The 25,267-nt window shown below is 41.8% G+C and carries 22 protein-coding genes and 1 pseudogene; 12 read left to right on the plus strand and 11 right to left on the minus strand.

Annotated features, from left to right (window positions below; genetic code table 11):
* The first annotated feature begins 136 nt into the window (after positions 1 to 136).
* A complete protein-coding gene (locus PSI15_RS13460; protein ID WP_273583967.1) occupies positions 137 to 703 on the plus strand; it encodes an NAD(P)H-dependent oxidoreductase in 567 nt (188 codons plus the stop codon).
* A gap of 52 nt (positions 704 to 755) precedes the next feature.
* Here the strand turns inward: PSI15_RS13460 and PSI15_RS13465 are convergent, their stop codons facing one another.
* The 4 genes from PSI15_RS13465 to PSI15_RS13480 all read right to left on the minus strand — a co-directional run bounded on the left by PSI15_RS13465 (position 756) and on the right by PSI15_RS13480 (position 6,983).
* Positions 756 to 1,565, minus strand: a complete 810-nt coding sequence (locus PSI15_RS13465) for an energy transducer TonB (protein WP_273583968.1) — start codon at positions 1,563 to 1,565, stop codon at positions 756 to 758.
* Between the two features lie 22 nt (positions 1,566 to 1,587).
* Complete coding sequence (locus tag PSI15_RS13470) at positions 1,588 to 4,557, minus strand: TonB-dependent receptor domain-containing protein (protein ID WP_273583969.1); 2,970 nt, start codon at positions 4,555 to 4,557, stop codon at positions 1,588 to 1,590.
* A gap of 62 nt (positions 4,558 to 4,619) precedes the next feature.
* Entirely contained in the window at positions 4,620 to 6,092 is a 1,473-nt protein-coding gene (locus PSI15_RS13475; RefSeq protein ID WP_273583970.1) for a porin family protein, read from the minus strand.
* A gap of 150 nt (positions 6,093 to 6,242) precedes the next feature.
* Positions 6,243 to 6,983: a Slam-dependent surface lipoprotein gene (locus PSI15_RS13480; protein WP_273583971.1), complete on the minus strand. Its 741-nt coding sequence runs from the start codon at positions 6,981 to 6,983 to the stop codon at positions 6,243 to 6,245.
* A gap of 526 nt (positions 6,984 to 7,509) precedes the next feature.
* On the opposite strand from PSI15_RS13480, the gene PSI15_RS13485 reads away from it, so the two are divergent.
* The gene (locus PSI15_RS13485; protein WP_045973245.1) at positions 7,510 to 8,274 is read left to right on the plus strand and encodes a hypothetical protein; all 765 of its coding nucleotides are present in this window, start codon (positions 7,510 to 7,512) and stop codon (positions 8,272 to 8,274) included.
* A gap of 58 nt (positions 8,275 to 8,332) precedes the next feature.
* Here the strand turns inward: PSI15_RS13485 and fdhD are convergent, their stop codons facing one another.
* Positions 8,333 to 9,163, minus strand: coding sequence for a formate dehydrogenase accessory sulfurtransferase FdhD (gene fdhD / locus PSI15_RS13490; RefSeq protein WP_443256093.1), 831 nt, complete (start codon positions 9,161 to 9,163; stop codon positions 8,333 to 8,335).
* 631 nt (positions 9,164 to 9,794) lie between these two features.
* Here fdhD and PSI15_RS13495 point away from each other — a divergent pair.
* The 4 genes and pseudogenes from PSI15_RS13495 to PSI15_RS13510 all read left to right on the plus strand — a co-directional run.
* Positions 9,795 to 11,846 carry a hypothetical protein gene (locus PSI15_RS13495; protein WP_273583973.1) on the plus strand — a complete coding sequence of 684 codons (2,052 nt, stop codon included), beginning with the start codon at positions 9,795 to 9,797 and terminating at the stop codon, positions 11,844 to 11,846.
* Positions 11,847 to 11,874: 28 nt separating this feature from the next.
* Positions 11,875 to 12,678: a TonB-dependent receptor plug domain-containing protein gene (locus tag PSI15_RS13500; protein WP_273583974.1), complete on the plus strand. Its 804-nt coding sequence runs from the start codon at positions 11,875 to 11,877 to the stop codon at positions 12,676 to 12,678.
* A 16-nt stretch (positions 12,679 to 12,694) separates the two neighbouring features.
* Complete coding sequence (locus PSI15_RS13505; RefSeq protein ID WP_273583975.1) at positions 12,695 to 14,113, plus strand: TonB-dependent receptor domain-containing protein; 1,419 nt, start codon at positions 12,695 to 12,697, stop codon at positions 14,111 to 14,113.
* A 118-nt stretch (positions 14,114 to 14,231) separates the two neighbouring features.
* Positions 14,232 to 15,356 (plus strand): annotated as a pseudogene (locus tag PSI15_RS13510) (IS256 family transposase); the annotation flags it as partial.
* Between the two features lie 288 nt (positions 15,357 to 15,644).
* Here the strand turns inward: PSI15_RS13510 and PSI15_RS13515 are convergent.
* The 5 genes from PSI15_RS13515 to PSI15_RS13535 all read right to left on the minus strand — a co-directional run bounded on the left by PSI15_RS13515 (position 15,645) and on the right by PSI15_RS13535 (position 22,026).
* On the minus strand, positions 15,645 to 16,649 hold the full coding sequence (locus tag PSI15_RS13515) for an IS110 family transposase (protein WP_273583976.1): 1,005 nt from the start codon (positions 16,647 to 16,649) through the stop codon (positions 15,645 to 15,647).
* 378 nt (positions 16,650 to 17,027) lie between these two features.
* The gene (locus tag PSI15_RS13520) at positions 17,028 to 17,282 is read right to left on the minus strand and encodes a bacteriocin immunity protein (protein WP_273583977.1); all 255 of its coding nucleotides are present in this window, start codon (positions 17,280 to 17,282) and stop codon (positions 17,028 to 17,030) included.
* A 90-nt stretch (positions 17,283 to 17,372) separates the two neighbouring features.
* Complete coding sequence (locus PSI15_RS13525) at positions 17,373 to 17,627, minus strand: bacteriocin immunity protein (protein ID WP_273583978.1); 255 nt, start codon at positions 17,625 to 17,627, stop codon at positions 17,373 to 17,375.
* Between the two features lie 13 nt (positions 17,628 to 17,640).
* Entirely contained in the window at positions 17,641 to 19,506 is a 1,866-nt protein-coding gene (locus tag PSI15_RS13530) for a colicin-like bacteriocin tRNase domain-containing protein (protein WP_273583979.1), read from the minus strand.
* Positions 19,507 to 19,950: 444 nt separating this feature from the next.
* Positions 19,951 to 22,026: a plasmid pRiA4b ORF-3 family protein gene (locus PSI15_RS13535; RefSeq protein ID WP_273583980.1), complete on the minus strand. Its 2,076-nt coding sequence runs from the start codon at positions 22,024 to 22,026 to the stop codon at positions 19,951 to 19,953.
* Positions 22,027 to 22,193: 167 nt separating this feature from the next.
* On the opposite strand from PSI15_RS13535, the gene PSI15_RS13540 reads away from it, so the two are divergent.
* The 4 genes from PSI15_RS13540 to PSI15_RS13550 all read left to right on the plus strand — a co-directional run bounded on the left by PSI15_RS13540 (position 22,194) and on the right by PSI15_RS13550 (position 23,765).
* Complete coding sequence (locus PSI15_RS13540; RefSeq protein ID WP_273583981.1) at positions 22,194 to 22,352, plus strand: hypothetical protein; 159 nt, start codon at positions 22,194 to 22,196, stop codon at positions 22,350 to 22,352.
* Between the two features lie 145 nt (positions 22,353 to 22,497).
* Entirely contained in the window at positions 22,498 to 22,938 is a 441-nt protein-coding gene (locus tag PSI15_RS18490) for a hypothetical protein (protein ID WP_337928821.1), read from the plus strand.
* A complete protein-coding gene (locus PSI15_RS18495; protein ID WP_337928822.1) occupies positions 22,862 to 23,374 on the plus strand; it encodes a hypothetical protein in 513 nt (170 codons plus the stop codon). Before PSI15_RS18490 ends, PSI15_RS18495 begins: the two co-directional genes overlap by 77 nt.
* Complete coding sequence (locus PSI15_RS13550; protein ID WP_273583982.1) at positions 23,367 to 23,765, plus strand: DUF1240 domain-containing protein; 399 nt, start codon at positions 23,367 to 23,369, stop codon at positions 23,763 to 23,765. Before PSI15_RS18495 ends, PSI15_RS13550 begins: the two co-directional genes overlap by 8 nt.
* Before the next feature lie 58 nt (positions 23,766 to 23,823).
* Here PSI15_RS13550 and PSI15_RS13555 read toward each other — a convergent pair whose 3' ends face one another.
* Positions 23,824 to 24,303 (minus strand): Hcp family type VI secretion system effector, encoded by a 480-nt coding sequence (locus PSI15_RS13555; RefSeq protein ID WP_273583983.1) that lies wholly within the window; start codon positions 24,301 to 24,303, stop codon positions 23,824 to 23,826.
* 430 nt (positions 24,304 to 24,733) lie between these two features.
* On the opposite strand from PSI15_RS13555, the gene PSI15_RS13560 reads away from it, so the two are divergent.
* Entirely contained in the window at positions 24,734 to 25,075 is a 342-nt protein-coding gene (locus PSI15_RS13560; protein WP_273583984.1) for a DUF1240 domain-containing protein, read from the plus strand.
* An 85-nt stretch (positions 25,076 to 25,160) separates the two neighbouring features.
* Positions 25,161 to 25,267, plus strand: a 107-nt coding sequence (locus tag PSI15_RS13565) for a GTP-binding protein (RefSeq protein ID WP_273583985.1), incomplete at its 3' end; no start/stop codon positions are given.

Below are 25,267 nucleotides of genomic sequence, written 5' to 3' on the forward strand. Positions count from 1 at the left end.
TACTGTGGGGAGGTAATAAAGGCATCTTGAAATAAGAAGGATATATTTAAATGAGTCAACTAATTATCGGGTCGATTCGTATTAATGATGTTGCTAAATCAAAGTTGTTTTTATTTCTCAAAGGAAGTATCAGAAAATGAAACATATGATTATTTATGCTCACCCTAACCCTAAAAGTTTTAATCATGCTATTAAAGAAAAAATTATTGATGAAATAGTCAATAAAGGTGACGAATACAGTTTTATTTCTCTCTATGATGATAAATTTAATCCTGTACTTGCCAGCTCGGATTTTGAGGCATTGCACCGAGGAGAAGTATTACCGGACGTTGCAAAAAGTCAGGCGATGATTAAAGAAGCTGATCATCTTATTTTTATTTATCCTGTCTGGTGGTTTGGTCAGCCCGCGATTCTTAAAGGGTGGATTGATCGGGTATTTTCCAATGGCTTTGCTTATTATGAAGATGAAAAAGTATTTACCCCTCATTTGACTGGCAAATCAGCCAGCGTATTTATCACCTTAGGTACAGCAGAATCGGTACTGGTTCAAAATGGCATGGAGTTGGATAACTTTATGCGTGATATGACACTGGGAACGTTGGGGCTGGTGGGCATCTATCCGACGAAAGTTGTGCCTTTCTATGCTATTCCCAAAATCAGTGATGAAGAACGAAAAGCCATGCTGGCATCTATTACCATTTAGTCAATATAATAATTTTCGACCACTCTCGCCCAATGGTGGGCGAGATCCTCGCTCAATCCAATTTAAAATCAAGTTGCAGCGTGACATCGGGGGAAATATCCGCCGGTTTAGCCCCCACTGAACTGGCGCGCCCGACAGCCTCAAGAGCGGCATTATCCAATGCGTCGTTGCCGGAGGAGTTAACCACCCTGGCGGCGGTTAATGTGCCGTCATCCGACAGGGTAAAGTTAACCGTCACGGTGCCCTGCTGTTTCATTCTCTTTGCCTTGCGCGGATAGCGCTTATGGCGTTCAATTTCTTGCCGCAGCCTTGCCCGGTAATTGTCTGTTTCACTGTTTCCTTGTCCGACCAACGGTTGTGATGTTGCCGCACGGCTCATACTGCCTGCTGAGTTAATCTGGTCGCTACCGTGGGTTTCTTGCTCGGTCTGGTTCTCTTGCTGCACCTGCGGTGATTGGGTCGGCTTCTTTTCTGCTACTGCCGGCGGTTTTTCTTTCTGCTGTTTCTGGCGTTTCTTGGCTTCCTGTGGTTTTTCCACCTTGATGTCAGGATAAACTGCCTTATCCAGTGCTATTTCAGGTTTGGCCGGTGATTCCGGCGCAGTCAAAAGCGGGGAGGGCGGAGCGACTGGCTCCGGCTCACTTTCCCATGCCGGGGCAGCCACCATCGTAATGGAGAGCCCGGTGGCAGCGGTGTTGTTGTCGATATGATGGGCGGTATCATCATAGGGATCGTGTCGGTTAAACAGCCATATTAGACTGATATGTAATAAAATGGCGATCAGGACACCCACCAGCAAGCCCTTTGGGGGCATCAAGGGAGAGCCGGCTGCTGGATTATCTAATATGGCGGTATGGGTCATACGCTCCTCGACAAATTAGCCGTTAAAACTGGCTGGTCAGACTGAGTTTAAAGGTTCTGCCCGGCGCCGGCAGCATCGAACGTGTCAGCGGATCGAGATAATAACGGTTGGTCAGGTTGGTGCCCGTCAACTCCATGGATATCGCTGGTGTGATTTGATAGCTGATATAGGCATCAACCGTAAACACCGGGTTCCAGCGCATTGGGTTATTGGACTGCCCTTTATAAGTGTCCGGCAACGCATTCATCAGCCATTTTTCCTCTTTGTTTTCCGCCTTGCTGTGATAGAGCATACGGCTGCCCAGCTCCAGTTTTTCATCCAACAAACGGCCGCCGACGGTCAGGTTAGCGGAATATTGAGGCTGTATAGAGGTGCGTAAATAACCACCGGGGAAACCGCCATCAATACACTCAGGGACGCCATGACGATTTTGGGAATCCATTCTCATCACCGAGTTATGGTCACAGACCTTGTTTTTCATATTGTAGGTCAGCCCCATATCGGTGAAGAAACTGCCATTATCATAACGTGCCTGTAATTCCAGACCGGCCAGTTTCTGTTTGTCCATTTGGGCGAAATGATAAGTGTTGTCCCGGTCGAACACATTTTCAATCACGGTATTGTAGTAAGCGAGTTTGATATCGGCATGGCGTTCAGCATCAACCAACTGGCTGAAATCATAAACAAAGCCGACTTCAGTGGTTTTGGCACGTTCAGGCTTAAATCGCTGACCGACGCGGTTGTCCAGAGTTCCTGAAAAACCGACGGTATCGGCAAAAATGCTGGGCATTCTTACCGCTTCAACATAGCGGGCATAGAGACGGAGCTCGTCCGTAACATAAGCGGTAGCAGAAAATGCGGGAGCCCAGGCATGATCCTTACGTTTTGATGGTGTTTCCCAAGGATCGTCAACATCAGGGCCTGATATACCATTGGCGTCAACTTCTTGGCCGTATTCATATTTATAGCCTTCCTTACCGCTTATTGGGTCGATAACCCTTTCATTCATATCCAGTTGACCATTGAAATAGGGGTTATCGCTTTTATTGAGCTTGCCGGTGCCGGAATCGTACTTCCATTCGAATTTTTCAGAAATCATATTGCGTTTTTGACCATCACGTGAGGTGATTTTGTCTGCTTTTATCTTAGAGTATTCACTAAATATGTTTCGGAGTTCTTTTTTCTCTGCTTTGCTCATTTGTGATAGCGGTTTTCTTTTTTCAAACCTTTTTTGGATTATATTAATTTCTCTTTCGGTTGGGGTTCGCCAATAACTCATTTCATGTCCGATGGTTTCCCGTTGTTTTTCATAACGCCAATCTCTTGCCGCACGTCGTTCACTAAGCAAATCATCTTTCGACCAATAGGAGACACGTTTGGCACCGGCTTTCAGTTCCAGCCATGAAGTCGGCCGCCAGTCAAAGTTAAAGGCGAGATTGATTTCCTGACGCTGCCCTTTTCGCGATGGTGACTGGAAAAAGTACATATTGGTGGCATTGTAGTCATCATTGGAGCCAAGGTGTTCCCGTTGGAAATTTCCCATTAAGGTCAGATCCAGAGTGGGATGTAAGGCAAATTTATTGGAGAGATCAACCCCCCAACGATTATTCTGGGAATGAGTCGTGGCGCCATCGATCAATGTGCCGTCAATATTCGAGTTCCTGCCTTCGAGACCGTTTTCCCAACTCCAGTCCCTGTTAACGGGGGTGCGCGGATAGCCCCCGGAGGTGTTGGTATTGCTGGTGGTGCGGGTTGTCCACAGGTTGATATCGAAATCAACATAAGGGTTATCTGTGGGCTGCCATTTATAGCTCAGGTTGGCCGCTTGCTGGTGGACATTCGCCAGTGGCCATTGAGGAACCTTATTTTCTGCGGGATCAACCCAGCCCAGGCGTGAGGGCATAATATCGCCAAATTCCATGCGGGTATCTCGAAGACCCAACAGCAGTACCTGATCATCGCTGAAACGCCAACTGTTCTTGATTAGCACGGAGCGCATCTCACTGGAAGTATTGGGAACTTCATTGCCGGGGCGATAGATACGAGCAGCAAACGGCAGATAAGGGTCCAATGTTGTCCGGGCGCCTTTCATCAGTTCCCGGTCAGCTTGTGTAATATCCTCATCATAACGATGAGCGCCTCCTTTGCCGGCAAAATAGTTCCCCTGACGGCGGTAAGCATAGGCCAGCATCAAATCAAAATATTCCTGCCGTGTACCCACCGCGACGCGGAAAGCATTATCTTTAAAGCCAAACAGTTTATTGTCTTTCGATGAGTGGGGCGTGACCTGTAAGGCTGGGTCTGTTTCGATACCATTGCGGGCAAAATTCGGCACATCACGGTAGTCTTGTCCCAATGACAGGGATGGTGTGCGCTCTCTGACGGAATTACTGCTGGTTTCCAGTTTGGTATTAATGCCAAAAGTTTCCCCTTTCGGTACCACATCATCAATGCCTAAGGTTTTAATAGCGACGGCACCGCCGACAGAACCTTTGATTCCACGGCTGAGAGAAGAGCCTTTTTCAATTTCAATACTACTGATTAAGTTTGGATCGATATAGTTGCGGTTATTGGCACCATGGTAACCGCGCCCGACGGTAATCGCCTGTTCTGTACCATCAATCGTAACGGGAATACGCCCTTGCCCCTGAACACCACGAATATTGATATCCAGAGCGCCACTATTACGGGCATCACCGCTGTATACGCCCACCGCTCCTTTAATTAAATCGGCGGGAGAGGTGCCCTTATAGCGTTCGATCTCCTTTTTGCCGATATAAATATTGGAGATATCTTTGTCATAAACCGCATCATAACCGGCTTCATCTTTATCACTGTTCTCTGTGACACGAATTTTACCGAGATCTGTCTTGCTGCTTGAGGCCGTCACCGTCGGTTGGGATTCGGCAAACAGCGGCGGTACCGCCAGTGAAAATGCCAGTGATAATGCCACTGTGATAGGGGTGAGTCGGGTTTTAATACGGTATGTCATGGATATCTCTTGCCTCGATTTGTCGATTATCATCACACAAATAAAAAACAACACATTTTTGGTTAAAAATACTTTTCCAGCCGGATGAGGATTTCGTTTTTGTTATAGCTGTACAGCCAGGCCACATTGCTGTGATTGCGCCGATGGCGGAACGTCACAGAAGGTGTCATGCCCCAAATTTCTGCGGCCGGCACTTTAATCACTGCGCTGTAAATCTGTTCGTTATCCTGACGCCGGATCTTTGTCATTGGGTGACTTGCCCCAAAATGGCGCTGTTTCAATGTGGCAAACAGGGAGCCGTTAATGCCGGGATAGATCTGCCCGGCAATCCCTGCCCGAACGCCCCATTGCTGATAGCGATCCACGGCATACTGCTTGTTGTCGCGGTAAACCCAATCGCCGCCGCCAAACAGGACAACGTCTTTGTTTATGGAATGGAACAGGGTGAGATAGGTTGAGGAAAAGCTGCCATCTTTCCGGCGGAACGGTTGTTGGTAACGTAGCTGTTTATGCTCAAGCTCCACATTCAGGGCGGTTTGGGCAGTGAAAGCCCATCGCCACTCGGTCTTGGCGCCGGTGGCTCGGTAACCGGCATCGTCTGCACGTTGTTTATATTCAAACAAGGGGCCAAACGAGAAATCATGACGCTTGCTTTTATAGTTATAGCCACCCACCAGCAGCAACGTATTTTCGTTTTCATCGTGGTAATCACGGTAATTTTCGCCATAAATCAGGCTACGGCCAAAAATGCCATGATGACCGGTAAGCTGATAGCGCCGGCTTAATGTGGCGTCATAAGACATGCCCCAGGCTTTGACGGCTTTTGGTATTCGCTGTTCAATATTACATTTATCTCCCACGTAGTGCGTACAGATTGGTTCCCGATCAGGAGACATATTGACGTTATCGTTATAGGCGTAACCGGCCGAGAAAGAGCCGCGCCAACTGTTTCTCAGCGTTATCGCTTCCAGATAGCTGTTAATATTTTTCAGTACGGCTTCTGGCAGGGTTTGCGCCTGATACAATCCGGTAAACAGTTGTTCGGCTTCCCGGTTTTTATGATCCTCAAAATAGACCCGGGCCAGTTCCAGTGTGATACGGGGAAAATCGGGTTGTTGATGCAGGATTTGTTGGTAATGGTCGGCGGCGAGATCCAAATCCCCGTCAAAACGTGCCAGCCCACCCTGGGCAAAATTAACCAGCATCACATCATGCTCCGGCAATTTTAGATAAGCCGTGAGGAAGCGCCTGACATCCGGCCATTGTTGATGGTTAATGGCGAGAAATAATGCCTGGCCGATATCATTAATATTATTTTCTACCTGAAACGTTTGCCCGTTAATCACAATTAACGATGAACCATTCTCAGTAAAAATGGGGTCTGGTGTCATCAGGCTGGCTTCATTTTCTCGTTGATTATGTTGTGCCTCCTGCCAGATTTTTTGGCTGGTATCGTCATCGGCATAGCCTGGCAGGGACAGGCATAAGGCCACCACTGCGGTGAATAATATAGAGGGTGTTCTATTGTCAGACATCGTAAAACCAGATCACAAAGCCCACGTTATTAAACATAAATGGCCATTAATTAAATAAAGCCGTTAAATAAAACAGTAATAATTAGAAACCTAATAAATAAAAACAGAGAACAGCGCCAACAATGGCACTGTTCTCTGGAAAATTAGGGATTACTGTTTAGAACCACCAAAAGCGGTATCTTTGGAGTTGTCGTCAGCAAATGTGGCATATCCGGCCAAACTGGAAGCACTGTCACCAAAGAAGTGGCCTTGGGTTTGTCCCTCAAGATCACCAGTTGTAGCAATACCTTGGAACTTAGCATCAGTGCCAATATTGGCATCAATATCAATTGTCATTGCAGTGTTTTCCAGTGAACCCACCAGCGTTTTCTCACCAAAATCTGCGGTAAATGTACCGGACAGGGCATTATCACCGCTGTACTGGTTAATACCGGTCACGGTATAAGTCGCTGTACCGTCGGTTGGAATATTGGTGGTAATGTCTTTGCCAGCATAATAAACCGTATGGGTCTTATCATCGGCTTTACCCGTCTGAGACCATTCACCGAAGTAAACGTCCGCATTGGCTACTTTGCTGAAATGGAATACTCCCATCCCGCCGTGAGAGCCGGGTGCGCCTGCCATCGAGATATTATGGATGCCATTGCTGTCAGCCGGTGCCATGCGGGTTAAGCCAGCAAAGCCAGTGACTTGACCACGATAAACGGAACTGACACCAATACCCGGCTCACCGCCTTTGCCGCCATGTGGGCCTGAACCTGGCTGGGTTACACCAACCTTAATATAAGATGGTTTGCTTATTTGACTCTGACCAAATCCTACTTCTGCCTGAGCCTGTGCCATAAATCCCAGTGCGCCTAAAGCGGCGACTAATACATTTAATTTTTTCATCATTATCCTCGTTTGGAATGGGGGATCCCTCGTTACCCAATCTTAAAAACGGCCTGATTTATTGCGCGAGAAAAAGCTACACCGTTCAAATGATAATGTAAATGATAATTATTACTATTTGTTACGCTAATTATAGGGTTTATTAGTCATTGGTTCTGGTTATTTTGTTGATTTTTATTTTATTTTTAGCATTTTAAATCAAACTTAAACGCGCTAATTTTTTTATTGACAATGTGAGGTAGGTAGATTTTATTTACTGACGTTATTTTGTTGTTAACAATATAATTAGCCTTGAAAGAATTTCATTTGTAATTAAATTGAACGGGTGATGTAACGACTTATTATCATTAAAACTATCCCATCTATTTTATATGGATAGCTATTCATTCCCTGTTATGGTGAAATTTGGCAACAAAGAACCCGTTAAATAAATTTTACTTATCTTTAATAACCTACATTTATTGCAGGTAATTAAAGTGAAATCCGTTACGTGAAAGAATGAAAAAGGTCTATTGGGAGAACCATGATGGAAGCAAAAATAATTATTCAATCTGCTGAAGAAAGGACCGATCTTGCTGATGAGAGGGAGGCGCTGATTGATAACAATTGGCCGCTGTTTATGAATTATGATGCGGTCGCAGAAAAATATTGGGACACATTATATGAGCCCGGTTTCAGCCGCTTTCAAAAATTCGCCATTCTGCAACAGGGGAAAGCAGAGCGTCTTGTTGGTGTGTTGCACTCAATTCCGTTTCCCTGGGAACATCATTCATTAGAGCAATTGCCTGATGAAGGGTGGGATGCGGTGTTCGAGGCGGGTGGGGCAGCGAAGGGAAAGGTGCCCGCCAATATGGTATCAGCCCTGAGTGTCACCATTGATCCCGCGTTCCGAGGTCAAAACATTCCGGCGTTACTTATCAACAGCCTGAAACAGACTGCCCGCAATGAAGGGTTGCAGGGGCTGGTTGTTCCTGTCAGGCCAAGTTTGAAAAGCCAATATCCCCTGCAAGACTTTGTCGAATATTGTGGTTGGAAAAATGACAAAGGTGAGCCGTTTGATCCGTGGGTTCGCACGCATTATCGTTTAGGCGCCAAAATCATCAAGCCCGCCCTTCGCTCCATGGATATTTACGGCACCGTAGAACAGTGGCAGGAATGGACAAACATGAAGTTTCCGCAAAGCGGGGAATACATTATTCCCGGTGGCTTGGTGCCGTTGGTTGTAGATGTTGAAAAACAGATGGCGTATTACATTGAACCTAATTTGTGGATGTACCACAGCCTCGATTAGCAATATTTTTCTCACTGTATCTGGATTCCGTTTTTATCATAACGGTACAACCAACTCACTACTGTTCGATCAATCGGCTGGGATGGGTATACACGGTTGCCCGTCCCGGTTTACAAAATCCGATCAACGTGAGATTGCATTTCTGGGCGACTTCAATGGCAAGCGAGGTTGCGGCAGAAACAGCAAAGACAATTTCCACTCCACAATTGGCTGATTTTTGCACCATCTCATAACTGGCGCGGCTGGAAACCAATACCGCACCCGGTTGCCAGCCCATTGTTGCCCGCATTCCCAGCAACTTATCCAGTGCAACATGGCGGCCGATATCTTCACAACCCCCCAATAATTTTCCCTCAGGATTAATCCAACCCGCTGCATGGGTACAGCCGGTGAGTGCACCGATTTCCTGAACCTGCGGTAATTGGGCAAGCGCCGCATCAAGGTGAGAAAGTGAAAACGTTTGGGTGAAAGGCAAGGGCGCGATGGGACGAAAGACCTCGGTCAGTTGCTTTGTGCCGCAGAGACCGCAGCCAGTTCTCCCTGCCATATTGCGTTGGCGTTCTTTTAATCCCGCAAAGCGGCGGCTGGAAAGTTCAATGTGCATTTCAATGCCCCCGTGACAGCTCGCCACCGCATCAATACCCCGAATGTCCTGCGCCGATGTGATGATCCCTTCCGACAATGAAAATCCGATGGCGAAATGGTCAAGATCTTTGGGACTGGCCATCATCACAACATGGGAAATACCGTTATAGACTAATGCGACAGGAACTTCTTCGGCCACCCAATCCGGCGTTGGCTTACCCAAGTGGTCACCGTGTTGGGCATTTTTTTGCTGAACCTGTTTTTGTTGAACATACGTGCGGCTAGCACCGCTGATTTCTTGCATGGTTAACTGATTTTCTGACCCTGCATTATTCAAAGTGAATTCCCCAGAGGATTGATTCATAATTTTTTCGGTTTTCTATCGCTATATTGAGTTCAGTTTTTGCATTATCGATTTTCTTTATCTTATTCAATAGTTCTTGTCTAAATTGGTCGTATAGTGCCACTTCAGTTTCTGCAATATTAACGCTAATTGATAACCATCTCCTGAAGTTTGTGAAGGGTTGTTCCTTGAATGTACAAAGCCTCGGTGTGGCAGCGGGTTATCTATTTGCTTTTACGGCACCCGTTCGGGACACACTGGGAAATAGAAAATCAAGTACACCGGGGGCTGGGTATTAACCTTTGGATTTAATGCATTGGGCAAGAAATAAACATTCACGCTCTTACCCTGATCAATTTAATTGATAGAATTAGTGTACTCTGTTGCTATTGATAATAGTAATGATTACCATTATTGTTATTATTATCAAGTTGGCATTGTAAATATAAGATTATTATTCGGAGGTGAAATTTAAAAGAAAATTAGTGAAATAAAATTATCATTTTATAACACATATAACACATATAACACATATAACACATAAATATATTCATTTAAGCAGTTTTAATTCTATTGATGGAAGAAGCTTTCTGTGGCAATTACACACGAATTTAATAAGACAGGAAATATCATGAGGTTAAGAAACAAACTATTTTTATTATTTTTTATTTCTGTAAATAGCTACGCGAAAAATGACAACTATGTAATTAATCCATTGGGTCTTTCTACTCAGGTTCGGTTTGCAGGTATAACTGATAATGGTGAGATATTTGCAAATATGCGCGATCCAGTGTTTGGTACTTCTTGGGAAGGCGCAAGGGTTCAGCGTACGGGGTTTGATTTCACTCCAAGTAAATGGGGAAATGGATTTGTTTATGCCGTTAGCCATGATGGATACATATTAAGTTATAAATTTAGCATTGCAGATATGAATTATCGCTACACTTTAGCCAGTGCTAATTCAACAGTAGACATGGGATTTCTGGGAGCAATTAATGGAAGCCCAGATAAAAAAGATAATATAAATATTGTTGGAAGAGAGATATATATGTCTTCCAAGGGCAAGGTGATAGCATACACCACATCGAGAGATACAACTGATTTCCTGAACGAAAACAATAAACCCTATCATCAATATTTACCTTCGTTCTATAAAAATGAAAAACTTACTCGATTGCCAGTAATGAGTGGGTTTAGAGATGGGTATATGAATGGAATATCGAATGCCGGTGATATTATGGTTGGTTATTATTATAATGATGGAGCAGGTAACAACCAAGCATTTAAATATGAAAATGATGCGACTATTAAATTAAAACATATAGGTGGAACTAACAGTAGAGCCGAGGGAATATCAGGAGATGGAAAAGTCATTATAGGTGCAAGTACCATTTCTGATAAAAGCAATATTATTCATGCTGTGAAATGGGTCGGAAAAGAGGTTATCGACCTGGGAATTGGTAATGAAGACGATTCCTCTATTGCAAAAGCGGTAAACCGAGACGGGACAATTATAGCTGGGGATATTTTAACTGATACTGATAAAAGAACTTCAGGCACCGCGTTTGTTTCAAGAAATGGTGAAATTAAAGGGTTAGATCCAATTCGTAAAAATTCGGCAACAGGTGTCACAGGAATATCGCCCGATGGAGATGTTATTTGGGGGCATTCAAGCAGCCAAAATGTGGTATGGGTATATGATAAAGATGGTAAAACCAATCTTTACGGATTAGTGGATACAGGCAATTCATATATTTCGGTTCAATTGTTAGGTTCGGATATCTTTTCTTCGTTTGAAAAACAATCCATATATTTAGACCAATTACAACGCGGTTGTTATACGACTAAAAAAGGAAACGTTTGCTATAATATTTTCACCGATAAAAAGAAAAATGGACATCTTAGTGATGTGGACACTGGCATTTCAATTGGCTATGGTATTAATGATAATTTATCTGTCGGAGTATCTTTCGATAAGGGAATCGATAGCCTATCAAACTATGAATACATCAAGGAAAATGGAAATGTCGGCGTTGGGTTATTCGCAAGTTGGAATGAGTCGCTTGAAGATGGTGCATGGTATGTACAAGCAGGAGCTGGTGCTAATAAAGTTGATCAAAACATTAACCGACCAGTATTAGAAAACACTGAAGCCGCCGATGGCAAAACCAAAGTATCTGGATTTAGCGCGAATATTATGGTCGGTAGAATATATGACCTAAATAATGGTGCCATCAATTTTCATTCAGGATTAAAATATACAAACATATTAAGGAAAGGATATACAGAAAGCCACGTGAAAGTACCCTTCACCTTTGATGATATGAAAGATGAAACGCTAAAAGTAGCACTGGGTGCTGGTTATGAGTTTGAGTTATTTAAGAATTTAAAATTGAATACAACAATCGAAGCAAGGTTAAATGCAACTACAAACAATAATAAATTAACTTATTCCGCCTACTCTCCATATATAGGCTACCACGAGAACGAAAAAAAACGTACCTTCCCAGAAGGCACTCTAACGACGGAATTAGAATATTCAATTAATGATTCAGCTAACATAAAATTAACTCCTGCCTTGCATAGAACCTCAACCGGTGAATATGTGAGTTCATTCTCATTAGGTATTTCAGGTGAATTTTAATTAGGTATTAAAATAACAAGGTAAAAAAATGAATTCCAATTACAAACGGGGCTTTATTTTAATTATTATTCTATTTGTCTGTGGTAAGGCTTTTGCTGACACAGAAAGTAAATTGATCGTTATCGCGCCCAAAAATGAAGAATCAGACTGGAAAAGTAAAGATTCTAAAGTCACTATTTTGCGAGAGGAAATAGAAAAAAGCAAAGGTGACGGAGTTGCCGAGTTATTACGTGACATTCCTGGTATTAAGATATTTGATGGTGCTTCAGCGGGTAAAAAAGAAATAATGATCCGCGGCGAAATGCCTTCTCGTTCACTTATTTTGATTGATGGGCAGGAGATTACGTATCAGGACGGATCTTATAGCACATCTGCTGGATTTTTGGTTGATACTGACATCATCGATAAAATTGAAATTATTAAAGGACCCAATTCTATTCTCTATGGTTCACAAGCCATTGGAGGAACTGTAAATATCATCACAACCAAAGGCAGTTCTGACGGGAAGTTAATGCATGGATCCGTTAAGACGATTTATGATGGTGGCTCAAATGGTTTTACAGCCCAAGGATCTTTATACGGAAATGTTGGAGACTTTACTTATCGAGTTTCGGGTAACTCAGCAACGCACGGAAATAGAAAATTACCTTCTGGCCATGCCGAAGGCACAAAGTTTGGAAATAAAAGTGACTCATATTGGCTTGGTTATGCAAATGGAAAGCATTCATTTGGGTTAGCATATGATAATTACTCGCTATACACTAATATGTACTGGGAAGCAAAAAAAATACGGATTGTATTCAGAACACACACTGAAATTCCCAGAGATTAAACGTGGAAAAATTGCGTTGTTCTACGACTATGAACCTGACATCAGATATGCCGATTTAATTCACTTGGATGCTTTCTCTCAAGATATCACAATGAAAGGTTCATTTGATTCTTACATTCAAAACGGTGGGTTTACTCGGGAAGGTTTTGATACCGACGTGCGTTCAAAGACTCATTATGAACAAAGCTCCAAGGGTATTAATTTAAAAATTAAAAGCTCGATTACAGATGATTTGAAACTCACTACCGGAGGTCAAATCATTCGTGACCAATCAAAAGGTGATAATAATTCACTTAATGGTGCGCGATATTTCGATCAGGATAGAAATCAGCATTATTTTGAAAGAAATTTACTGAATAAGAGGGGGCAGTGGGAGCAAGGAATTGATTCAATATTTGGTGAGTTTAATTACGAATTGACTGACAACGTCAGCACTAGTTTTGGCGTTCGTCAAAGCTGGGTTAATTCAAAGATAGATAATAATAACACGACTGCTTATACCTACCCTCACCTTAATTTGGGCGGCGGATATGTAGATTACTCTTCAATCAATAAGGTTCTGTATGGTAACAACAATGACATATCTGATTCGGCACTCACTTTTTCAACAGGGATCTTATATGAAGGTATTGATAACACTATACTAAGAGCTTCGGTTTCAAAAGGGGTTATCTTTCCTAAACTTAATCAATTGTATTTTCAAACGGATACAAGTGATGGCGTTAAATTTGGAAACCCGTTCTTAAAGAAAGAGGAAATGATAAATTACGAAGTGGGAGCCAGATATAATGGAGATGCATGGTATGTCGATTCAAGTGTATTCTTTTCCAAGTCTAAAGATTACATTACAACTTTCCCATGCACGAATGATAACGCCATCTTATGCAATAATGTCGTTCACAGTGGGAAATACCAGCACTTTGCTAACGCCGATACTGCGAAAACCTATGGTCTTGAAGCTTACATAGAGTATAACGGCTGGGATATTTCTCCTTACATGTCGTTCACCCTAATGAAAAGATCGATGGAATATGGCTATATCAGTTTCGATTACAATAATGCAGGTGGATATGATACGGGTAAACAAAAGACTAAAACGGATGAATTAGGTATACCTCTAATCAGTGGGCTAGTCGGGTTGAAAAAAACAACGTTATTTAACGACTTTACACTTGACTCTAAATTATTCGTTCGATATGCAAGTGAAGCCAAATATAACACCAAAATTTCACAAAAGTATAATGAAGTGTATTCCGATGGAAGGCCTGCATGGAAAACAGTTAATTTAGCATTTGATGGTATTTTTGGTGATGAGGATAATTATCGCGTTGGATTGGAGCTTAATAATATTTTCAATGAGAAATATAGGGATAGCCAAGAATCGATACCAGCCAAAGGATTTCATTCCGTCTTTATGCTAGGAATCAAGTTTTAGTTAGCTAACCCATTAACAATAAAGTTTGCTTTATAACAAAAACCGGGACCCTGTACCTGAATTTGTGTAATTGCCTGTATTTGATATGTTTAATTTATCAACTAAAACAGGTGAAAAGATGGACGAGAAAAAATTACACGTTCTGGCTACTGAGCTGGCGAAAAATCTCAAGACCCCCGACGATCTGAGCCAGCTCTCCCGCTTCCTCAAAAAACTGACCGTTGAAACCGCCCTTAAGGCAGAACTGGCTGCCCATCTGGGCCATGAAAAACACCAACCAAAATCCGGTTCCAATACCCGTAATGGCTACTCGTCTAAGACCTTGCTGACCGAAGACGGCGAATTAGAGCTGCAAATTCCCCGTGATCGTGAAAGCACGTTTGAACCGCAAATTGTCAGGAAGAATCAAACGCGGATCACCGGTATGGACAGCCAGATACTGGCTTTGTATGCCAGAGGAATGACAACCCGCGATATCGCGGGTGCCTTCAAGGAACTGTATGATGCGGATGTTTCGCCGTCACTCATTGCGAAAGTCACGGATGCCGTGAAAGCTGAGGTGATTGAATGGCAGAACCGTCCATTGGACAGCCTGTATCCGATTGTTTATCTGGATTGTCTGGTGGTCAAAGTCCGTCAGGATAACCAAATCATCAATAAATCGGTCTTCATCGCGTTGGGGATTAATACCGAAGGACACAAGGAACTGTTGGGGCTGTGGCTGGCTGAAAACGAAGGGGCCAAATTTTGGCTCAGTGTGCTGACGGAACTCCATCATCGTGGGCTAAAAGATATTTTTATTGCCTGTGTTGACGGACTAAAAGGGTTCCCTGAGGCGATTAATACGGTCTATCCGCAAACGCGGGTCCAACTGTGCATTGTTCACATGATACGTAATAACCTGCGCTATGTGTCCTGGAAAGACGCGAAAGCGGTGGCCAAAGATCTGAAACAGATTTATCAGGCCCCGACAGAAGAAATGGCTCAGCAAGCTTTGGCGGCTTTTGCTGAACAATGGGATGAGCGTTATCCCCAAATCAGCCGCAGCTGGCGAGAAAACTGGGGTAATCTGTCTACGTTCTTTGCGTATCCCGCTGAAATCAGGAAAGTCATTTACACCACGAATGCCATTGAATCGCTGAACAGCGTCATCCGGCATGCTATCAAGAAACGCAAAATCTTCCCGTCGGATGACTCGGCGAAAAAAGTTATCTGGCTGGCGATTCAGGCCGCCTCTAAAAAATCTATGGTCTTCCCCCATTTTTGCAACACTCATTTTGATGTATGGTTGGCTTGCTTAAATCTATCCGGCGTCTCTATGAGTATGGATACCCGCGCCACGATGAGTTCCGCGCCTGATGAACCTAAAAATGGACTCGGCTTCAATAAGCCACTTTAGCCACTTTTTAGTTCAGGTTTTTCATCAGGCCGATTGGCCGTTCATGTCATCAATAATCAGTCTTCGCAAAACCAGATGGATAACGTGTATTTCACTGTTTAATCATCAATTTATTGAGTCAGTCAGTATCTATTAGGCCTGATACTCATTTTGCCGAGTGGTGATTGCCCAGGCTATTCGTGCCAGCTTGTTAGCCAGCGCACAGGCAACCACATTCGAATGCTTCTTGCTGAGTTGTGCCTGAACCCACTCTGCAAGTCTGCCATGCTGATGCTCAAGCCGCATTATAAACGCGCGGGCGCACTGAACCAGCAATCGGCGCAAATTTTTGTTGCCGCGTTTGCTGATACCTAGCAGGGTAGGTTTCCCTCCCGTACTGTATTGCCGGGGAACAAGTCCCATTGAGGCAGCAAAATCGCGGCTGCATGAAAATTGTTTGCCATCACCGAGCTGGGATGAGAGTAAGCTGGCCGTAATTGGCCCCACACCCGGAATTGTCATGATGCGTTGAGCGGTGTCATCTCCACGGATGGACTGATTTAATTCTGCTCCCAGCGCCGTTATTTGCTCGACAAGATAAAGGTAGTGGGCATGTAATTTCATCAGCAAACGGCTCAGATAATCGGGCACTTCGCGTTCTGCCAAAACCAGAGATAACCGTTTAATGACCGCCTCGCCTTTTGGCAGACTGATACCAAACTCCAGCAAGAAAGCGTGCATTTGGTTAGTGGTCTTTACCTTATCTCTGATGAGTGATTCTCTGACACGATGCAGCGCTCTCATCGCCTGTTGAGTCTCTGTTCTCGGCTGGACAAAACGCATGGAGGGGCGTGATGCTGCTTCACATATCGCCTCTGCATCAACGAAATCATTTTTGTTACTTTTGACAAAAGGACGAACAAACTGCGGAGATATCAGCTTTGCATCATGGTCTAAATCAGCGATACGGCGAGCCATAAAATGTGCACCCGCACAAGCTTCCATCACGACGGTAGTGGATGAACACCCGGCTAAAAATTCCATTAATTTTGTGCGGGTAAATTTTTTACGTAGCATAGTCTTGCCGAATTCGTCCTGACAATGGATATGGAAAGAATGCTTGCCAAGATCGATACCAATAAGTGTGACGTTTTGCATGATGGCCTCTCCAGAAAGAAAATACCCTATAAGAGTATCGCTACAGGGTGGGGAAGACCATCTCATTATGGACGATGCCGCTCCAAGATTGGCGTCTTGCAATGAGTCGATTTATGATTGAATTCGGTGACCGTTTAAACGGTCACATATAATGAATATGAAATGGCGATTACACAAAATCGTAAACAGGGTCAAAAATCATCGACACAGCAATAAAGTTCTTCTAAAGTCACCATAGCCTGAGGATCCCCACGATTTTGTTTTCTAAGCAAAAACTTTGATCGTGCCTCAGGCACTTAGTTCCTTTTTTCTTTTCTTCCTTATCCAGAGTTCAGGTAAGGATAGCTAAAAAGTGGGACCGTGGTCCCACTTTAATTTTTACTTCTTAAATAACGGCAGCCCGTTTTCAGCGCGCCATTTTTTTACACGAGCCAGGACACCTTCTGGAGAATCATCATCACCCTCATTGGGGTAAAAAATTAAATCACTGCCATCTGGGTGCTGAGTTAGGAGTCTAAACTCGGAAACTGCATAATCCATCTGTTGATCTGTATCGTAATTAGCATCAAAAATTTTAGTAATGAATGCTAGAAATTCAGCTTCGGTATAATCTTCAATTTTATTCTTGCTCATAAATTACTCTCTATTTATTTGAATGAATGCGAATGTGGTTTTTAGGAGTCATGATCCGTAAAAAGTGGGACTGTGGTCCCACTTTAATTTTTACTTCTTAAATAACGGCAGCCCGTTTTCAGTGCGCCATTTTTTTACACGTTCCAGAATTCCTTCTGGAGAATCATCATCACCCTCTGCTGGGTAAAAAATTACATCACTGCCATCCGGGTGCTGGGTCAGGTATTCAAACGCAGAAACAGCATCCACGTCTTCTTGTTCTGTATCATGATCACTGTTAAAAATTTTTGTCACGAAGGCCAAAAATTCAGCTTCAGTGTAGTCTTCAAGTTTATTTTTGCTCATAAATTACTCTCTGCTATTTTGAATGAATATTAATGTGGTTTTTTGGTGTGACAATCCGTAGATTATCAACATTATAAACTTCACCGCCATGCTGAATTTCGTCAACATGGTGCAATTCAAGTTTTTTTCTGCCGCCAACCTGATCTTTTTTACGGGCAAATGGCGCTTTTCCTTTTTCAATCGCTTTTTTATTACCCTTTGTTTTTATGTTTTGTTTTAATTTAGGATCTTTTTCAACTGCTTTCCATATAGCTTCTCTCAATTTATCAAATGAGCTGAATTTTTTCCCTCTTAATTTATCCGCGACGCTTTTTGGAATTGGCGAACCTAATTCGTTAGATACATCATTCAACCAATTATCACCGACATCTTCCCCATTTCCAGTTACGGTGCCTGGTTCATTTCGCGCGCTTTCTTTTTTCTTCTCTTCTTCTACTTTTTGTTCTTTTTCTTTTTTCTTGGCTTCCGCTTTTTTGCGGTTTTCTATAGCTATATTTAATTCATTTTTTGCATTATCGATTTCCTTTATCTTATTTAATAGTTCTTGTCTAAATTGGTCGTATAGTACCGCTTCGGTTTCTACAATATATACAGCTAATTGATAACCATCTCCTGAAGCTTGCGAAGGGTCTATATCATCAGGAGATGCTGTGAAATGTTTTCCTCCATATTTAAATAGGTTATCCAAATCATTTTTATTTTCAATTGATACTGTAAATGGTATTGAATAACTATTTCCATAAAAACTGGCTGAACCTGGTACCGATCTGGAAAAAGGGTATTTGTCCGCATCTTGTAATAATAGACCCTCCGGTGTATTTTCAATTTTTGCGAGGGCTTGTTGTTTTTCGTTCTCAATAACTTTAAATTTTTCTACATTTTCTATAGCCTCGATTAGTTCTAATGCCGCTTTTTCAAGAGGATGGGTATCTAACCATTCTCGCTCTCTAATTTTCGTCTCTTCCAACTGAGCCTTTTCTTCTGCCAAAGTGGGAACTTTAGAAACAGAAATGTACATAGGCTCATGTTTGCCATCAAAATCAAGAATTGCATGATGGGTATCAGAAATGCCAATGGGTGAAAATATTCCAACTGTAGGCGCAGTATTAACGTTAGATAGATTTTTAGTAAAAGGTTTTGAGTTATCAATCCTAATTTGCATGGGTTTCATCCCAGCCACAATTTGGGCAGAATAAACGTTAGTTTTATGCGTTTTTTCTGCTTTTACTACGGGAACGCTAGTCGGATTTCTGGTGATAGACATTTGGCGCTGTTGGGTTTTTGTATCAACAACAGGCTGAGAAACCACGTCTGCAACAACTTTGTTTTGGCCGCGGATTTTTGCATTAAGTTGATCCATTGTCAGGGAACCCACAAACAATGTTGCTGCTGGCAGTGCTGCAATTTGATAGAGATCTTTGACATTAACACGGCTTGCTTCTTTTCTGGCTTTTTCAATAGCTTCTCTTTCTATTTTTGCCACGGCATCCTGTCTTTTTGCTTCCAGGTCTAGCGACATTGATATAATTGCTGCTACGGGGCCAGCGAACCGCGCACCAAACCTTGCTAATCCAATTGCTTCACTCGCAATGCGTGTGGCAAGAGGATTTGAATTGTTGATGTAATTTCCGAAGCTCATTAACCCCGTATCAAGCATGCCAATATTGACTGAAGTACTTAAAATCCCATTAACGGGAAAAACCAAAGCGGGAATACCGGGGCGAGCCATACTGAGGGCAGCTACAGCATAAGCAGATGAACGGGTAGAACCATTTGTACCAGAACTACCACCGCCATTATAATCGCCAAAACCATTCACGTTTCCCCAGCCAGCGTCCCTGGATGGTCCAGGTGCTGTTACAGTCATTGTGTCGTGCATTTTTTTTCCTTCTTTAATTAATTAATATCACTAAATCCCACGTGTTTTGAACGGTTGCTGATTAAACAACTAAATTGATAGTTACCGTTCCTTGTTCATGATATTAACAATATGGAAATGAAAATTTTACTTAACTTAACTGTATGATTAACAGGACAAAATTGGTATTTTATGGACGTAAATATCCAAGTAATTGGTGATTGGATATGTCAAATAAATTGATTTGTAATGAATGTTGGGGAGCAGGTGAAATTGCTGAAAAATAAGATGGGACCGCGGTCCCACTTGTTTTCTATGCAGAGAAATGCAGGTCATAAGCGGTCTGGAGACGTAACCCAAACTCCGGCGTGCTTCCCAATGCGGCAGCGATACGAATTGCCAGCGGTGAAGTTAACAAAACCGAAGGCTGTATTTCGCCTCCGGTTTTATAAGATGTTATTGATTTTAATCGCGGAAGAGTGCTTTTAGCCTCTTATTCGCCTGCTGCTTATCAAAAGGCTCCAGCGATTTATCGGGGGATAAGCCGACATACTCTAATTCTTCTGCTTCCTCTTCTGACAGGACTTTTTTCTTCCTTAACTTAAGCAAGTCATTCCAATGCCAAATGCCACCCGAATCTTCCGCCGGACAAAGGCCATTCCCTGCGATCACTTCGGGCTGGATAATATCTTTTGACAGAATTTTCTCTACGGTTATCTGGTGGAACCAGTCATCACCAAAGTCATATTGGTAATTGAGTTCATCGCCAACGTCCTCCAGAAATACACCGATGCGCAGTTGGTCATATTGTTCTTCTGGAATATCGATTTCTGAAAGATTAAAGCTGTGCAGATGCGCGTTTTTCCAGCCCATCGCATCTTGTATCACATAATGAAATTCATTCAGTGTGAGCTGATTGCTGACACGGAGACGACGCCATACCGCCGGGCTTGCATCGAGTAAACTCACTTTGACCACCAAGCCTTGGGGTTCAATCTCCTCTTCTTGTGCCATATAGAAATATTCGAAACTGATTTCAGCCAAGGAATCAAATAAATAAAACCGCTTGCGGTTTAACGCCGGATCTCTGAGGGCATAGGCCAAATCCAAAAATTGCTCTACCAGATCGGGTTCTTGTTCTGGCTGCCTGCATTGTTCGATGATCGCAGAATAGGTCAGGCGTTCAACAAATATCTCCCGGTTTGCATAGTAATAGAGCTTCAATAAGTCCCTGGGTTTTTTCGCCTGCAACAAATACTCTTCCGGTGCCAGCCAGCTCAGCAATAATGATGAACCCATCGTGATGCCAAGGCGACTGCGATCCTGCCGTTTGGCATCGGCCTGATAACCGAATTTTCGGCTCCAGTGTTCTAATTCAAAAGGTTCTGGCTGTGTCCATTCGAGGGGAAGTTGCGACAACCAATACAGTGAGTCGATATCAAGCGGTGTGTTTTTATTTTGCTGAACGGAAAGTATCCACGGTAAAATTTGTTGCAGCCAGTCAGGGGAGACAGGGGTAAAGTCAATATAATTATCGTGGGAGTTTAATTCGTCAATCAATTCAGGGATGGTGCGCTCAGGCGCAACATTCAGCAAGCTCTCACGGATGCCCGATTTAAAATCCAGCATCATATTCATTTGATATTTCTGACCGCTCAACGTAATTGACAACATCATGCTGGCACAGTCATTGCCATCAACATGCGTGACGTATAATTCATGTATCTCTGCGGCCTTCTGAACGCTTTTATGGTGCGACATTCCCCTTTTTTTCCAGCGCTTAAAACAAGCGTGAATCGAATGATGACGGTTGAATCGGGCACACAGATTGACCAGTTGCAGGTGGGATACGTGTGCCCATGCAGAGGAAGGGCAATCGTCCAATGCGTGGGCGCTGGCAAGGGCAATCGGTTCTTCAAAGTACTGGGTCAGCAGAAGCAAGGCATCTATGCCCCATGGCTGTTTAGCGACTTCCGAAAATAGATGAGGTAAGGCTTCATGAGGCGTGACGGAAAGACCGCCTTCAAAAAATTCGACAAACTCAATGCCGGACTGGATTTCAAACTCCTTAAACAGTTGGTTCAGATTTGGAGGGTCTGAAGGAAAATGAGCAATGTTGGTATCATCAGCATACTCTGAGGCATTCAGGAGTTGGGTGACGTCAATGTTGATATGAAACTTATTTCTTTTCAGAACCGCTACACATAACAACAGGGATTCATTATTAATCTCATGTTCTTCTTTGGTATTAACCAAAATTTGCTCAATAATCTCTTCAAAATGCTGTTTGGCCTCAGCAGGCAATTTATTGGCGGTTAATGCCAGCTCGGCGACGGCAACTTCCAGCCAACTGGTAATGCTGTATCCCATCTGGGACATTATCTCTTTGGGCAGGCGCAACACCAGGCTAATTAACAAAAAGACATTTTCTGGTTCAGAAAACCAATCCATTTGTTGTGAGGATATAGCGCGTTGTTTTTCGGGAGTATTCGCGTATTTTGTGATTGCAGATAGCAATTTTTCAGGTGTCAATATCATCATTAATCTCTTCCGTTATCTGTATTTCAACTAAGAAGAGTGCTGGTTATCACGCCGTTCAATCCACTCTTCTTCCTTTGACTCATAGTAGTCTAACCTGAATTCTTGGCAGGTCAGTAAACTTGTGTTGAAATTTATCTACGTTATCTCCCAATTGATGGGAGATGGCAATGCCATTCCGCTGTCTGCGAGGCAAGATGGCGGGGGATTCAGCAGCATCCCCTGAAACGCGCCTTTACCCAATGGGGTGCTTGCACGATGGCCGATTATGGCTGGATTTACGTTGTCTGGAAGAGGCACATGAATTATTGCAGGTGTTGGTGTTATAAAATTTGTCAAAACACCGTGTCATGCTCTGACAGTAAAATTTGATCCGTCTCCCAATAATTCAGAAAAGCTAAAGAAAAAATGGCTGAATCCGATAAAGTATAAACAAAATTTAAATGAATTATAGACTGTAAAGGGAGTTATAAAATGAAATATGATCCACGATTAAGAACATGGGTTGAGGATGATTATAGATATGAAGATCATCTTAATTTTAAGAAGCAAATAGAAGATCAGCGGTATAAAGATATTGAATGGGAATTGGAACGGCAATTTAAAGAAAATCAAGAGGTCATAGCATTGTTATCAGAAGACGAAGCAATGGTTTATCTAAGGACACTGACTGAGCCTGATTATTATAACTCATGGAAAAATACGATTAAAGATATCTATTCATATACTGATCCACTTTCATCATTTTCTGGTAATATAAAAGATTCTTTTGGTGTGGCAAGAATAGCAAATGATTTAAGAAGTTTCGGTGTAGATGCAAAAGAGTATGTTGGTAAGGATGGGAAAAAAATATATAAAACTAACAGGTTATCCTGGCGTAAGAAACTATTTAAATGCTACAAGATACCTTGCTAATAATCCACGGATAGTGGCTTTTGGAGTGGGTACGTTAGGTATTGAAAGTGGGATTGCCCAGGGGGCTAAATTTGGTGTAGTATTCTCAGCCGCATATAGACTCGTTGAATTAATATTTAAAGATGAATATGGGTTAGTTGATTTGTTTGTTAACTTAACAATGGATGGAGCAAAATTAGCTGTATCAATAGGTATTGCTTCGGCAGCTAAGACCCTATTAGTTACTCCAGCCTTAGCAGTGGGAGGTAGTCTTATGCTTATAACTCTTGGTGTTTTTGCTCTTGGAGTTATGGTTTCATTTGCTTTATTTTGGTTGGATGATCACTTTAAAATTAGTGAAACTATAATTAAAAATTTGAAGTATAGAAAAACAAATCCAACACCATACCATCCGGATCAACTTTTTAATATGTGGGGGAGATATAGTCGTGGATAATACAAGCAAAACAAAATTATATTTAGGTATGCTATTGCTTTTTTTTGCGACGATATTATCTGTGTTTTTCTCATTGAATGATTATATCGGTTTTTTTAGGCGTGATAGTATTATTACATTCTCATGGAAGAGTGCGGGATTTATTTGGTTTAGTCCAGTGTTTATTTCTCTTGGTTATATCTTATTAAGAATATTGTTGGGAAACACTAAATCTATTAATAGTAAAGTTGGAGACTATATTGCATATGTGTCAATAATAGGGTTTATTCTTACTTTATTTATCTCTTTTTATGTCGATGATAAATTAAAAATGGAAGGGTATTTAACCTGTGATAAATCATCATGGGTGGCGCCAAATAAATATGTAAAAAACATATCTTTATGTAAATAAGCTATGATTGTTTTTAGTTGTTATCTTTAACCCACCTTTATAACAGGTGGGTTTTTAATTAATAGGTTCTGTCTTCCCATATACTATAGGCTGATGTGCCAGCGGTTATATGGTTCCATGAGATGGATTTATAGTTTAAAACAACTCTTTCATGCGGCATCGCATCGAAATTATTTATAGAATGTGGATAGACACAAGACAGATCACTAATAGTTGCTTCGGTTATTTTAACTTCATAGAATAATTCTAATTGTCCAGCTTGACCGGTTCTGTAAAAAACAAAAGTACCGTTTAAAGATTCATTTGAATCTATTGCCATCGCTAATAATGGTGATGATTTATCTATTGGTTTAATAAATTGTATGGGCTGATGACTAACGTTCTGTTGTCGTGTAATGGTATGATTCAGGCTGAGAACCTGTATTTGATCCTCGTGTCCATTTTGATATCGGTTTCCTATCGAATCCAGAGTTGAACACCCAGCAGAGATGAGACCTTGTTTTTTACCGTTTAACGATAAATAAATCATATATGACATAAGATTATATTCCTAGTTTTTAAAAAAATTCAATTTGATAGGTATAACCTAACACATAAGTAAAAATTGCAATAGTAATATAAATCAGAAAATAGACATTTAAAATGTTGTCTATTATCTGCATTAAAATGACAAATAAAAAGGTGACTTAAATCACTTGGATTAGCCTAATAATCTATTGCTTTGATTATCCTGTTTTTACAGGAAAATTTGATCCGGCTCTCAATAATTCAAAAAAGCTAAATAAAAAATAGCTGAATCCGATAAAATATGATCCAAGTTTAAGAGCATTTTTTGATGATGATTATACTCGTCATATTTCAATCATACCATTCTGGTCAATTTTTCAATATATGGGATAGATACTCTCGTGGATAATGTAAGTAGATTAAAAGTATTTGTAGTCTCAGTGGTATTTATAAGTATTGCTGTGTTTGGTGGATTAGTATCAATAAGTGACTATATTTCATTTATAACTAGAAGTGCAATTATTACGTTCTCAACCCAAAGTGCTTGGTTTATTTGGTTTAGTCCTTTATGTTTTTACTTTTCTCTATTGTTATTTAAGTATCTTATAACCAAGGAAAAGGTGATCTTTAATAATAAAATAGGAAATCTATTTGTACTTATAGGCATGTTAGGGTTTGTTTTTAGTTTGTTTTTTTCTTTTTATGTTGATTTTAAGCTGAAAAATGAAAGCTATTTTTTATGTGATAAATCATCATGGATGGCGCCAAATAAATATGTTAAGGATGTTTCACTTTGTCACTAAACATATATATTTTTCGCCCATCAAGATGTATTTATTAAAATACTACACTTTTTGTTGAATCCAAGAAAAAACAGGCACGATAACCATGATTTTTGCCACAGCGGGACATGTTGATCACGGTAAAACCACACTTATTCAGGCTATTACGGGAGTCGATACCACCCATTTACCGGAAGAGAAAAAACGCGGGAT

It is taken from the genome of Xenorhabdus sp. PR6a (assembly GCF_028599065.1).
GTDB classification, from domain to species: domain Bacteria; phylum Pseudomonadota; class Gammaproteobacteria; order Enterobacterales; family Enterobacteriaceae; genus Xenorhabdus; species Xenorhabdus doucetiae.